The sequence below is a fragment of the Bradyrhizobium sp. AUGA SZCCT0283 genome, from assembly GCF_018130385.1.
Taxonomy (GTDB): domain Bacteria; phylum Pseudomonadota; class Alphaproteobacteria; order Rhizobiales; family Xanthobacteraceae; genus Bradyrhizobium.
The window spans coordinates 93,243-106,208 of record NZ_JAFCLU010000018.1 but is presented as its reverse complement, the minus strand read 5'-3'; the positions used below and the strand labels follow the sequence as shown (position 1 = coordinate 106,208).

The 12,966-nt window shown below is 57.6% G+C and carries 8 protein-coding genes; 5 read left to right on the top strand and 3 right to left on the bottom strand.

The window, feature by feature from the left end; all coding sequences use genetic code 11:
- Nucleotides 1-46 precede the first annotated feature (46 nt).
- The 3 genes from JQ624_RS39355 to JQ624_RS23670 all read left to right on the top strand — a co-directional run bounded on the left by JQ624_RS39355 (nucleotide 47) and on the right by JQ624_RS23670 (nucleotide 7,489).
- Nucleotides 47-2,875, top strand: coding sequence for a M10 family metallopeptidase C-terminal domain-containing protein (locus tag JQ624_RS39355; protein WP_212421322.1), 2,829 nt, complete (start codon nucleotides 47-49; stop codon nucleotides 2,873-2,875).
- Nucleotides 2,876-3,098: 223 nt separating this feature from the next.
- Nucleotides 3,099-5,207 (top strand): hypothetical protein, encoded by a 2,109-nt coding sequence (locus tag JQ624_RS23675; RefSeq protein ID WP_212421321.1) that lies wholly within the window; start codon nucleotides 3,099-3,101, stop codon nucleotides 5,205-5,207.
- Between the two features lie 164 nt (nucleotides 5,208-5,371).
- A complete protein-coding gene (locus tag JQ624_RS23670; RefSeq protein WP_212421320.1) occupies nucleotides 5,372-7,489 on the top strand; it encodes a hypothetical protein in 2,118 nt (705 codons plus the stop codon).
- A 31-nt stretch (nucleotides 7,490-7,520) separates the two neighbouring features.
- Here JQ624_RS23670 and JQ624_RS23665 read toward each other — a convergent pair whose 3' ends face one another.
- Both JQ624_RS23665 and JQ624_RS23660 read right to left on the bottom strand, forming a co-directional pair.
- Nucleotides 7,521-8,417 carry a methionyl-tRNA formyltransferase gene (locus tag JQ624_RS23665; protein ID WP_212421319.1) on the bottom strand — a complete coding sequence of 299 codons (897 nt, stop codon included), beginning with the start codon at nucleotides 8,415-8,417 and terminating at the stop codon, nucleotides 7,521-7,523.
- Nucleotides 8,417-9,469: a glycosyltransferase family 2 protein gene (locus JQ624_RS23660; RefSeq protein ID WP_212421318.1), complete on the bottom strand. Its 1,053-nt coding sequence runs from the start codon at nucleotides 9,467-9,469 to the stop codon at nucleotides 8,417-8,419. Before JQ624_RS23660 ends, JQ624_RS23665 begins: the two co-directional genes overlap by 1 nt.
- A 266-nt stretch (nucleotides 9,470-9,735) precedes the next feature.
- On the opposite strand from JQ624_RS23660, the gene JQ624_RS23655 reads away from it, so the two are divergent.
- The gene (locus JQ624_RS23655; RefSeq protein WP_249130018.1) at nucleotides 9,736-10,503 is read left to right on the top strand and encodes a bifunctional 2-polyprenyl-6-hydroxyphenol methylase/3-demethylubiquinol 3-O-methyltransferase UbiG; all 768 of its coding nucleotides are present in this window, start codon (nucleotides 9,736-9,738) and stop codon (nucleotides 10,501-10,503) included.
- 308 nt (nucleotides 10,504-10,811) lie between these two features.
- Here JQ624_RS23655 and rffA read toward each other — a convergent pair whose 3' ends face one another.
- Nucleotides 10,812-11,981: a dTDP-4-amino-4,6-dideoxygalactose transaminase gene (gene rffA / locus JQ624_RS23650; protein ID WP_212421316.1), complete on the bottom strand. Its 1,170-nt coding sequence runs from the start codon at nucleotides 11,979-11,981 to the stop codon at nucleotides 10,812-10,814.
- A 273-nt stretch (nucleotides 11,982-12,254) separates the two neighbouring features.
- Between rffA and JQ624_RS23645 the strand changes: the two genes are divergently transcribed.
- Complete coding sequence (locus JQ624_RS23645; RefSeq protein WP_212421315.1) at nucleotides 12,255-12,962, top strand: class I SAM-dependent methyltransferase; 708 nt, start codon at nucleotides 12,255-12,257, stop codon at nucleotides 12,960-12,962.
- The last annotated feature ends 4 nt before the right edge of the window (nucleotides 12,963-12,966 follow it).

Here is a 12,966-nt window from a genome sequence, read left to right as displayed (position 1 = left end):
CGTTGCGATTCTCCGCAACCGAACGACCTGCTGACGGGCCTGATCGATGAAGAAGAACGGTCTGCTTTCCGATGAGATCTGGGCCTTCCAGACGTTCGAGCTTGGGCCGAGCCCGGCCGCGCTTCCGCCTGACAGCCTGCACGACACGACGTTTCGGGTTGACGGCGACTCTTACCCGCTGGCGGACGCCGCCGCCGCCAGCGTGGAAAGCCCCGCGCTCTATGCCGGCAAGCCGGTCGCGTCGATCGCGACGCTCGCCGACTATCTCGTCAACGGCTTTTGGTCATACGCCAACGACACTCCCCATCACTGGGCGTCCCACACCATCAGCTACAATATCACCGGGCTGAATTCTGCGGAGCAGTTCCTGGCGCAAACGGCGCTGCAGGCATGGTCCGAGGTTGCCAACATCACCTTCGTCCAGACCGCGGGCTCCGCGAACATCACGTTCACCCACAACGGCACGATGCAGGCCTATAGCGGCGGCAGCTGGTCGGGGGGCGTGGTCTCATCTGCGTACGTCAACATCAGCTCTGATTGGATCACCAATGATGGCGGCGCGTACGACGGCAAGACCGGCATCGACAGCTACGGCTACCAGACCTACATCCACGAAATCGGACATGCGCTCGGGCTAGGCCACCAGGGGCCGTATAATGGCAGCGCGTCCTATTCGACCAACGCGGTCTATGCCAACGACACCTGGCAATATTCCATCATGTCGTATTTCTCGGAGCCGAATTATTCCGGGAGTTCGTACCGCTACGTGGTCACGCCGCAGATGGCGGACATCTACGCCGTGGCTTTGATGTACGGCGCGGCGACCTCGACGCGAACCGGCGACACCGTCTATGGCTTCAACAGCAATGCCGGCGCGGTCTTCAATTTCGGCAACTACACCTCGGCGCCGGCGCTGACGATCTATGACAGCGGCGGCACCGACACGCTCGATTGCTCCGGCTATTCGGCGGCGCAGACCATCGACCTGCACGCGGGCGCCTTTTCCTCGGTCGGCGGCCTCGTCAACAATATCGGGATCGCACTCAACGCGGTCATCGAGAAAGCCATTGGCGGCAGCGGCAACGACACGCTGATCGCAAGCGACACGGGCTGTACGCTGTCGGGTGGCGGCGGCAATGACACGCTGATCGGCGGGGCCGGAAACGACACGCTGATCGGCGGCTCCGGCGTTGATAATCTGACCGGCGGCGGCAGCGGCGACATATTCGTGTTCCTGCTCGGCAACAGCTCGGCCACGAGCGGCCAGCACGACCGCATCACCGATTTCGTTTCCGGAACGGATGACATCGACCTCAGCGGGTTCGACGCGATCAGCAGCACCGGCAGCTACGATCAGTTCAAATTCCTCGCGACCGCCTCCTTCAGCGGTGCGGCCGGCGAACTCAACTATTTCTATAACAGCTCCACCGGCGTCACCACGCTGCAGGGCGATACCAATGGGGACGGGGTCGCCGATTTCGCGATCGATCTCACCGGCAATGTTGCAATTAGCCTGGCCGATCTGATCGGCGCTTACTCGCTGCCCGTCACGATCGAGTCGTTCGGTGCGACCACGCTGACCCAGATCGGCGGCACCTATTATCTCTATGCCAATGGCACCACCTCGGGTCCGACGCTGAAATATAACGGCGTGGCGGTATCAGCGGGACAGTTCGATCCCTATGTGCCCGTTGCCGTGGAGCAGACAGCCGGCGGCTACCAGGTGGCCTTGAAATACGCCGCCGGAAATCAGTTCTCGATCTGGAATACCGACAGCAACGGCAACTTCGTCTCCTATGCCGTCTACGCCGGCAACAGCACGACACTGGAATCGCTGGAGACCAGCTTTCACCAGGACCTGAACGGCGACGGAACGATCGGCGCTCCCGCCACCGTAATCGAGGCACTGGGATCGACCAGCCTGGTCCAGGTCAATAACAACTACTATTTGAACAACATCAGCAGCGGCAACGGCCCGACGCTGAAATATGGTGGCGTCGTGGTCACACTTGGGCAGTTCGATCCTTATGTGCCCGTTGCCGTGGAACAGACGGCAGGCGGCTACCAGGTGGCCTTGAAATACGCCGCCGGAAATCAATTCTCGATCTGGAATACCGACAGCAACGGCAACTTCATCTCCTATGCCGTCTACGCCGGCAACAGCACGACACTGAAATCGCTGGAGACCAGTTTTCACCAAGACCTGAACGGTGACGGAACGATTGGTGTTCCCAGCACGGTAATCGAGGCACTGGGATCGACCAGCCTGGTCCAGGTCGATAGCAATTACTATTTGAACAACATCAGCAGCGGCAACGGCCCGACGCTGAAATATGGTGGCGCGGCGGTCACAGTTGGTCAGTTCGATCCTTATGTGCCCATTGCCGTGGAACAGACGGCGGGCGGCTACCAGGTGGCCTTGAAATACGCCGCCGGAAATCAATTCTCGATCTGGAATACCGACAGCAACGGCAACTTCATCTCCTATGCCGTCTATTCCGGCAGCAGCGCTACACTGAAATCGCTGGAGACCAGTTTTCAGCAGGACCTGAATGGCGATAGCACGGTAGGAGCTGCAGCGGTCACGTCACAAACTCTTGTTGCACCGGAGGGGATTGGCAGCGCCTTCCTGAATTCGGGTGGAACAAACGATACGTTCAGGTTCGCCGCCGAGTTCAGCCAAACTGGGGGGGCGCTGTCCGACCAGCCCGCGAGTGATCATCGATCGATCACTTCGGATGAATTTTACTCGTCCCTATCTGAATCCGCCATTGCTCCCATCGAACTGGTGCTTGACTCCCTCAAGCACGATGCCATCGCCTCTCCCGCGGCTCATCTCCTCGAGTCTGAACTACACCATTTCATCATCCGCTAACGGCGTCGCCGTCGCCAAGCCACTCTCGATTCGAGAGTTAATCGCTCGTGACGGAAAATGACATCACTGTCGCCGGAAATGGCTCGGGGAGCGGAAGCCGGACCTGCGAGGCGATGGCGCTGCGTGTCAATCGCGCCGCGAACAGCCTTTGACGCCATCAGCGAGAGTGAAGCACACGTTCCATCGATTTGACTAAGTTAGGCTCGTGGTCAATAGGTTGTAAATGCCGAGCCGCGTCGCAGCCAACTCTTTGCAATCCCTCGCACGAATCGTCGGGACGTCGGTTTTGTGCCTCGCAATCGTCTTTCTTGGCTTGCACTCGCTCTATCCATCGACGGACGCGACAATCAGGTTTTTGGGATACGTCCTGCTATTCAACCTGCTTCCTGGTGCCGTCATCTCCCGCTATTTTCTGCCGGGTGCGAGAGAGCTAGGTGTTTACCTCGCTTTCTCGCTTGCTGTTGGGATCGTCACGAACATTCTTGTGGTCACGCTGCTATGGGCGGTCGCGATGCTGCAGTACTTGTTCTTGCTGCCGGTTTTCGCAGGCGCGCTCGGGATAGCGCGCCTTCGCCGATCCTCAGAGTTGCTGGAATGCGCCGAAGTTCGGAATGTGCCTGCCTGGATATTCGGACTAGCGTTCGCCTGTTTCACAGCCTTGCTCGGCGTTAGTTTTATGTATGCCGGCACCTACAGCGACGTCTATACGGACGCTTATTCGTCGCATGCTGCGTTCGAAGGCGTCATCGTTCGAGGACTAGAATTTGGCTATCCGCCAGCAAATCTGCTGTTTCCCAACGCGGGTTGGTCCTACAACTATGCTGCGCACCTGTGGCTTCTCGGGGTCAAGCTTACAACGGGCTCATCCATCGACGTATTGGTGACAAGATTCGGCCCGGCATTTCTGGGCGGAGCTTCGGCGGCAGTTATGGTCGCGTTCGGCCGATATGTGGTTGGCTTGGCGTGGTGGGTCGCTTATCTTCCAGCGATATGCGTCTACTGGATCGTTGGTATCGCGCCAATATCCGGCTCGATACTCGCCAGCTTTATGCCTTTCGGCGCCAACCTGATCTTGTCGCCATTCGTTGCCTTCATCGTGTTCTTTCTGACGATTGCATTCCTTTTTGAGGAAGAAGGCTCCGGCCTTCGGGAGCGGTGCTTTCGGTTCGTCACCCTCGTGGTGCTTGCGTTTCTAGCCACCGGCGCCAGAGGCGTCTGTACGCCGATTCTGCTTTGCGGGATGGCTCTTCGCCTGACAGTGTCAATCTGGAGGCGCGAGGGGCGGTCGCCGGGCCGCGCCCTTGATCTGGTGGCCGTGATCGTTGGGTTCGGGCTCGGGCTGCGCTTCTTCTTTACGGTTGGAACCTCATTTTCAGGGGCAGGCACCGTCAAAATCACCGGGCAGCCGTTCACATTACTTGCCAGCCAGGATGTGCTGACCTTGGCGGGTGCGCTGACCAAATGGGGCTTCGCCGCAGTGCCAGCAGGCATTGTGGCGTTTGCAGTAATCGCTATCTTCCAGGCGGCATTCCTAACCCCTGCCGTTCCAGCTTCATTAATCCGCATGCGCAAGAATGCGCGGGAAGTCGAGTTTTTTCTGCTAGGCTGCGGGATCGCTGGACTATCCGGATTTTTCCTTACCGAAGCACCAGAACTGAGTCATGTCTCGTTTCTGTACTTTTCCAACATTTCATTCGCCCTTCTCGGTGCCTTGGGGCTGCAGCTGACAATCCACACTGCAAAACCTCAACTGCGCTTCGGATTAGTCTCCATTGTCGCGGTCGTGTTGCTTGCGTGCTTGCACCTTGCCCAAATCCCCATCAATGCTATCGCGTGGATTGGAGGAAATTTGGCCGCATCCGCGGTGAGCGTTGCCAGCTTGTCTTCAAGACCACTGCCTGCGCTGGCGCCGTGTATGCGTAACGACGATGCCGATCTATTCGCTGTGGCTCGTGCGGTGTCGCCGGCAGCAATTGTCATTCCAATTTATCACACCACGCATTGTGCAGCATTCTGGTGGGTAGTCCACCATCCCACCCATACACTCAACGTTTACCTGTTGCAGCACGTGCCCGGTCGCGCCGCCGATCCGGCCCTCCAAGCCAAAATCCGGATCCAGCAAGAGCGGATGTTTCACGCGTGGGAGTCTGCGGCGAAAGGCATCCTGGATGTGTCGGACATCATAGAGCTGGCCAAGACCTTAGTCGGTCGCGGACCCATTTTTTTGATGGCGCCTCGCTCCTTGTCGATCGAGACGCCGGAACGTCTTCATTTGGTCGGGGCGTCTGAGGTTTTTGGGCTGTGGAAGGTGTCGGTCCCTCGGAGCAACTGAGATTTTGCTCAGTGCGCTGGGTTATAGGACGTCTAGCCACGGCGTGTCATGCGGATCATGTCTTGAGCGACCCTTCCTATTGGCAGTCTCTTGAACGATACATTCCCGAAACATAGTGTGCAGGGCGATTGACTCGTTTGAGCGTATTTGTGAACAGGTTGGGAATGATCTGCTGGACAAGACCAGACGCATTGCGGTTCATAGTACTCGCCGTCGCTACCCTGGCGCTCTGTGTCATCATCGTGCTCACCAGCCTGAATGCGCTTTACCCCTCGACGGCAGCGGCTATCAGGTTTCTGGGATACGTATTTCTGTTCAACCTGTTTCCCGGCCTGGTCTTCTATCGGTTCATCTTACCGAAGACAGCGGAGGCGGGTGTCTATTTCGCATTCGCGCTTGGACTTGGCATTACCCTGAATGTCCTGGCGGTCATACTGCTTTGGCCGCTCGGTCAGTTGTCACTGCTCTTTTTATTGCCACTTGCCGCAAGCGGAGTCGTGATAGCCGATCTTTTCCGAGCGCGTTTTGCGATGCCCGTCGCATGGAAAGGAAGCGGAAGCGGCCTGTATTGTATCGGTTCCACTGCATTCTTCTGCAGTACGGCCTTGGTTGGGCTTGGATTTCTTTACACGAGCGCGGACCCTGAGTCGTATTCCATGCACACCGCCTTTGAAGCGGTGATCATTCGCGGGCTGGAGGTCGGGTGGCCACCGCCGAACTTTTTGTTTCCGAATGCGCCCTGGTCCTACAATTACGCTGCGCACCTCTGGCTCCTGGGCATCAATGTTACAACGGGCGTGTCCATCGACGTCCTGGTAATCGCATATGGGCCCGCGCTGCTCGGTGCAGCCTCGGCCGTATTGATGGTCGCTTTCGCCAGATCGGTTGTTGGCTTGAGCTGGTGGATCTCATACCTCGCGGTGCTTTGTGTGTACTGGGTAGTCGGGATCGCGCCTGTTTCGGGCGCTGTCTTCGCCAGCTTCATGCCATACGGCGCCAATCTTATCCTTTCGCCTTTTCTTGCCATCATATTGTTTTTCCTAATCCTGGCGTTTGTCCTGGAACAGCAAAGCAGGACGGTTGCCGGCAGAAGCTTTCGGATTGCTGTACTCATTGCGCTTGCCTTTTTGGCCACCGGCGCTCGAGGTGTTTGCACGCCTATCGTGCTATGTGCGCTGGTTCTTCGGCTGACTGTATCGGCCTGGCGAAAGGAAGGAACGCTCGCCGGGAATGCCGTTGATTTGGTTGCGACGATGATTGGGTTCGCGGCCGGCATGCAATTCTTCTTCACGGCTGGAGACGGATTTTCGGGAGCCGGCACCGTCAAAATCGCCTGGCAGCCGTTCACCTTCCTGGCGAGTCAGGACTTGCTGACGCTACCCCACATGCTGATGAAGATTGGAGTCGGCCGCATACCTGCAGGCATGATCGGTTTTGCCGTGATAGCCATGTTTCAGGCCGCGTTCCTGACCCCGGCACTTCCCGCTTGCCTTCTTCAGATGCGCGGGCATCTGAGGGGTGTGGACATTCTTCTTTTGGGCTGCGGAATAGCCGGGTTGTCCGGATTTTTCCTGACTCAGGCACCGGAGTTCAGCCATATCTCATTCCTGTATTTCTCCAACATCTCCTTTGTTCTTCTGGCTGGACGCGGGCTGCAATTGATGATCGAAGGCAAGGTTCTAGAGAGTGTCCGGCAACGCCATATCAAAGTTGCGTCCTATGTCGCGATCGTGCTCTTGGGCTGCTTGCATTTGGCCCAGGTGCCCCTTCATACGATCGTCTGGCTAGGCCGGCACTGGTCAGAGGCCGCGATCAGCCTTGTCAAAGGACCTTCAGTGAATCTTCCGCAATTGTCATCCTGCATGAAGCAGGAGGACGCTGACTTGTTCGCACGTGCTGCTGAGGGCTCTTCGGCCGCAATTGTCATTCCAATCTATCGCGGAACGCATTGCGCTTCAATATGGTGGGTAGCGCGTCATCCGATCCGGACACTCAACGCGTATATGATGCAACATGTACCTGGACGCGCCACAGATCCGGCTCTTCAGGCCAAGATCGAGACGCAGCGACAGCACGTATTTCACGCCTTTGAATCGGCATCGAAGGGCGTACTCGACTTGGCGGACGTAGTCGCCATTGCCGCGACGTTGATTGATAAAGGGCCTGTCTTTGTCATGGCGCCGCGTGCATTGTCGGTAGAGCCGACAGAGAGCCTGCGGCTTATCGGATCATCCGAAGCTTTCAGCTTGTGGCGGGTGTCGTTTCCTCAGATCGGAAAGTGATCCACTTACCAAGTGGTTTCTCTGATCGCCGCTACAAAGCCGGTCTGGCGGGCCCGAGCCTTGTCCGTAACCGTTGAAACGCGAACTCCGTTCCGTTTTCACGTCGCCATTTCTCGATTCGAATCATCCCGGCGCCGCAGACGATGACGGGTTTACCATCATCAAGCTTCCAGATCTTTCCGGCATCTCGAATTTCGAAACGCATGTCCGAAACCACCGATACTTCCAGAATTCTGATGGTTTCGATACCGCCAACGGTAGTCCGGGCGCCGGTATAGGGATAGCCAACGGCGTTCACAAAGCGTTCGATCGCTTGGGCATCAGCGGACCAGTCGATCTCATAATCTTCTTCGTCACGCCAGATGCTGTATGTCGCGTGGTTCTCCTGCTGCGGAGTAACCGAGAGCTGGTTTCGCCGCCACTGATCGACGATGTCGATAGCCAAATCCGTCATCAAGGCTGCCTGCAGCGTCAGCGCGGCCTCTATCTTGATCGGATAGGAAATCGGCAGGGAGCGCTGCGCAATAATTGGCCCCTCGTCGACGCTATCGTTGGGCTGCAAGGCAGTTACGCCGATCTCGCGATCTCCGTTCATTAGTGCGGTCACCGTCGGTGCAAATCCGCGATATCGGGGCAACAGAGAATCGTGGAACACCACAGTTGACAACGTGATTTGTGATAGCAGGTGTTGCCAGCCGACGAGGAAGGTCAAGTCCTCCGACCGGATGGCCGGGCGACGGGCGTCCAGTAGATGGATGGAACGATCGGCTGCGAGCTCGCGCAACCGTTCAAAGCTCCTGGCTCGGTCATCTGCCTGCGCATAAGTCACGATGGAATCGATCTGGACGCCCTTTTGAAATAGGCCCTCCACGAAAGCGAAGCCTTTCATTCCGGCTGCACATACGACGATTTTTCCGGATTTTGTCATTATGAAACAGCGGGGTGACTCACGATAGAGCGGCCGTAGCTTTTCGTTGCCGAACTCGTTGGTTGGCTTGTGATCTCGCGATCGATGATAAATGTCGGACGGCCCTTTGTCTCGACGAGGATTCGACCGACATACAAGCCGGTAAGGCCGACCGAGAACATAACGCAGCCGGCGACAAACCAAAGAGAAAGCGCCATGCTGGCCCACCCTTGCACCGTTAGTGTGCCGAGCAGATGCGCTGCCAGAACAAAGAACGAGATCCCGAAGGAGAACAGGGCCATCAGAAAGCCGCTGGCCATGACTATCTTCAACGGCTTGTCCGAGAAGCCAACGATGATGTTCAGTGCGAGCGCCAGAAGTTTCCGCATGGTATAGCTGGACCGGCCTACAAATCGGGGGTCTTGTTCAACCGACAGGGTCGATTGCGAAAAGCCCACCCAGGATACGATCGCCGGAAAATACTTGGATTCCTCTTCCCAGCCGGTGATGGTTTCGATGACTCTTCGATTGTAGATCCCAAAATTGGAAAACTCGGGGTTCTGATGAGTATCAGTGAGGTAGCTTAGGAGCGCATAGAACGCGCGCGAAAGGAAGCGGCGATGTACCGGATCGTTTCGCGTGACACGCTTGGCCCTTACGACATCGAACCCTTCAAGTGCTTTGGCCCACAGTCGTGGCACTTCTTCAGGTCTGTCCTGAAGATCGCAATCCATTACGATCACCCATTCGCCTTTTGCGCGGGACAATCCTGCCTGAATAGCGGCGTGTTGCCCAAAATTGCGCGAAAGCCGGATACCGAGAATGGCTGGATCGGTCGCCGCCAGTCGTTCTATCTCCTGCCAAGAGCCCTTTGGGCAGCGATCGTCGATCAAAATCAACTCGTAACGTATCCCTGCGCAAGATTCCTTGATCCGACTGCAGAGCGGCTCGAGGCTTTCCGGTGAGCCATAGACCGGAATTACAAATGACCAGGTCGGCTCTGGATTGTCTTCAGCAACTGGCGTCCCGCGACTGGAGGACTTGCCGGAAGGTGCCGTTCTTGCATCGATCATCTTTGCATCCTGGTGGTCATACAGCTCAAAACCCACAACTTGAATGGCTTGCCAGAATGGCGCACGAATGTGCTATTCGGACTATATCAACTCTATCTTCGGCTCCATTCACGGCAAACAAATAAATGCCTGATTTGTCCCCATCCGGGCGTCGCTGCCCTGCTTGCGCGTCGGTTCAACCGGTATTTGCTGGCGAGCCGATCTGGCCGCTTGGACGCCCATGCAATGCCTGCGGCCACATAGTTCCACATCAGCGGGGCGTGTCTATGTTTGCACCGGATCTCGCCGACACGATCAACGGATTCGATCCGAAGTCGTTCGATGAGCTTTCGCAGCTCGAGGCTGAGCATTTCTGGTTCATCGCCCGCAATGAACTCATTGTGGGTCTCATGAATAAGTACTTTCCAGAGGCCCGGCGCTTCATGGAGGTAGGGTGCGGCACGGGATTCGTGCTGCGTGCAATAGCCCAATCGCGAAAGTGGGATCGGGTCGTTGGTTCGGAGTTGCATCCCGCGGGCCTGGAATATGCGAAAGGGCGACTTCCGTCCGAGGCGGAATTGATACAAATGGATGCACGACATATTCCGGCCGAAAGTCTCTTCGACCTCACTGGCGCGTTCGACGTGATCGAGCATATCGCGGATGACGAAGCGGTCCTCCGGGGAATGCGGGCCTCGATGCTCGAGGGCGGAGGGATAATCGTCACCGTCCCGCAACACCCTTGGCTGTGGAGCAGGGCTGACGAGGTCGCGTGTCATCAGCGCCGCTACCGCCGCGGAGAACTGGAAGCAAAGCTTCGGCAAAACGGGTTCAAGGTGTTATTTTCGTCCTCGTTCACGGCGTTATTGTTGCCCCTAATGGCTGCTAGCCGACTCCGCCGGAACAAGGCTGACGAGGATGCATACGAATTCAGATTGAATTCGACCGTCAACCAGATTCTCCTTAGGGCATTGCAGTCGGAAGTTGCAATGACCCTTGCCGGCGTTCGATGGGCGGCTGGCGGAAGTCGGGTTGTGGTTGCGCGAGCCATTTAGCGGGTTGGACCTGACCGAACGTGCTTGTTCCCATAAGCACGCTCGGGTTGCGAGGTCGATCGCCCTGGATTTCTACCTGGGGTAGGAGGCCTAGCGGACCACTCTGAGCGAGGCAGAGGTGACCCAGAAGCCATTTCGGCAGTACCGGCTGGAAACTCTGGGTAATCCCGATGACCAGCACCAGTGCCTGCCGAAATGGCTTCTGGGGCCATCGGCGGCCTCCGGCGCCAGGCACAGACAGGGCGTCCCGGGTTGGCTGACCGGCGCCACGCCTCGTCTGGCCCCCTCAATTAACGTGAGGCAAGGGGCTACTCGGGCGGCGTCCGCGATGGTGACAGCCGCTTCAGGATGGCTCCGAGCACCTCGCAGATTCGCTGCTGCTGCAAGTCGTTCAAGCCGAGCCACAACGGCAGTCTAATCAAACGCTCCGATAGTGAGGTCGTTAGCGAAAGGTCACCATGCGCACGCCCGAAACGCATTCCCGCAGGCGAGGAGTGTAGCGGAACGTAGTGAAACACCGCATGGATTCCAGCGTTCTTCAGCTCGCTCAGAACGGCCTGACGATCGATCCCGGGGGCAAGAAGAACGTAATACATGTGGCCGTTGTGCTGGCAATCCGAGGGAATGATCGGCCGGCGGATCAACTCCGATTGTTCGAACTGCTCCAACATGGCGTGATAGCGGTGCCATATTACCACTCGTTCATTGGTGATCTGCTGCGCCTCTTCGAGCTGCGCCCAGAGGAAGGCGGCAGTGATTTCGTTCGGCAGAAATGACGAGCCGACATCCTGCCAGGTGTACTTGTCGACCTCGCCGCGGAAAAACCGGCCGCGATCGGTTCCCTTCTCGCGAATGATCTCGGCGCGCTGCGCCAGCTCCTCATCCCGCACCATCAGGCTGCCGCCTTCGCCGGAGATGATGTTCTTGGTCTCGTGAAAGCTGAAGCTGCCGAGATCGCCGATCGCGCCAAGCGCCCGGTTCTTGTAACCGGCCATGATGCCCTGGGCCGCGTCTTCGACGATTTTCAAGTCATGGCGTCGGGCGATCCCAGCGATCGAATCCATTTCGCAGGAGACGCCGGCGTAATGCACCGGAACGATCGCGCGCGTCCGCGTCGTGATCGCGTCCTCAATCAGCCGTTCGTCCAGATTGAGCGTATCCTCCCTGATGTCGACGAACACCGGCACCGCGCCGCGCAGAACGAACGCATTGGCGGTCGATACGAAGGTGTAGGAGGGCAGGATCACCTCGTCGCCGCTTTCGATGTCGAGCAGCAGCGCCGCCATATCCAGTGCGGAGGTGCAGGAATGGGTCAGCAGCGCCCTGGCGCAGCCGGTTCGTTCCTCGATCCATTGATGGCAGCGCTTGGTGAACGCCCCGTCGCCGGAAAGGTGGTAGCTGCCCTGCGCCTCGGCTGCATAGATCATCTCCTTGCCGGTGGCATAGGGCAGGTTGAACGGAATGTAATCTGCTGTCACTGTTTCACTTTGGTGCTTGCCGGGAGCGTTGGGTCCCTGGTTCGAACGTGCGCAAATTGGCGGTTTTTGCGCCGGGAATCAACGGCCGATCTCCGCCTGGCTGTAATGACGCCGATGCCTTGGCCGGCCGCGGACGCCAAAGCGCGTGGTGCGTCGAAGCTGCCGCGCCCAGCAGGCTTGCTGATTGTTGTTGCATACGTTAGTGACGCCGGAAAAGCGTTTGCCGTAGCGGCCCCGGAATCCCGCACTTTTCGATCAAGATGGAGATGTTCGTTGAAGCAGCTTCTGGTATCCGTCCTGAAGGGTATCAACTGGTTCATGCGCCTGTTGGTCGGTTGGACCCACTTTGCGCAGTTTGCCGTGCAATGGGGCGTCAAGCCGAGGCCCGAGTGGTTCGATCATTTTCTCGATCAGTACTGGCAATGGGGCGCAACGAACAACAGCCTGTGGGTCGAGCGCGGCGTGTTTTCCCGGCTTGTCCTCAAAGAGAATTCGAGGATGCTCGAGATCTGCTGCGGCGACGGTTTCAATGCAAGGCACTTCTACTCGACCAGAGCCCGGTCGATCATTGCTCTCGATTTCGACGAGGATGCAATCCCCCACGCCAGGCGGTACAATTCCGCGCCAAATATCACGTTCATCAAGCAGGACATCCGCGCCGGATTGCCGGAGGGGCCGTTCGACAACATCGTGTGGGATGCGGCGATCGAGCATTTTACCGAAAAGGAAATCGATACCATCATGGGCGCGATCGTCGAGCGCCTCGGCGCTGACGGCATCCTCAGCGGTTATACGCTCACCGAAGACAAGACCGGCAAGAAGAGCAATGCTCTTCACGAGTATGAATTCAAGGACAAGGAAGATCTGCGGCGCTTCTTCACGCCGCATTTCAAATTCGTGCGCGTGTGGGACACCATCTATCCGACGCGGCACAACCTGTATTTTGTGGCGTCCCAGACCCCGGTCGAAATGTATGGCTAGGCCA

Coding starts and splice junctions, on each gene's coding strand:
- JQ624_RS39355 (WP_212421322.1), top strand. CDS start 47: ATGAAGAAGAACGGTCTGCTTTCCGATGAGATCTGGGCCTTCCAGACG.
- JQ624_RS23675 (WP_212421321.1), top strand. CDS start 3,099: ATGCCGAGCCGCGTCGCAGCCAACTCTTTGCAATCCCTCGCACGAATC.
- JQ624_RS23670 (WP_212421320.1), top strand. CDS start 5,372: ATGATCTGCTGGACAAGACCAGACGCATTGCGGTTCATAGTACTCGCC.
- JQ624_RS23665 (WP_212421319.1), bottom strand. CDS start 8,417: ATGACAAAATCCGGAAAAATCGTCGTATGTGCAGCCGGAATGAAAGGC.
- JQ624_RS23660 (WP_212421318.1), bottom strand. CDS start 9,469: ATGATCGATGCAAGAACGGCACCTTCCGGCAAGTCCTCCAGTCGCGGG.
- JQ624_RS23655 (WP_249130018.1), top strand. CDS start 9,736: ATGTTTGCACCGGATCTCGCCGACACGATCAACGGATTCGATCCGAAG.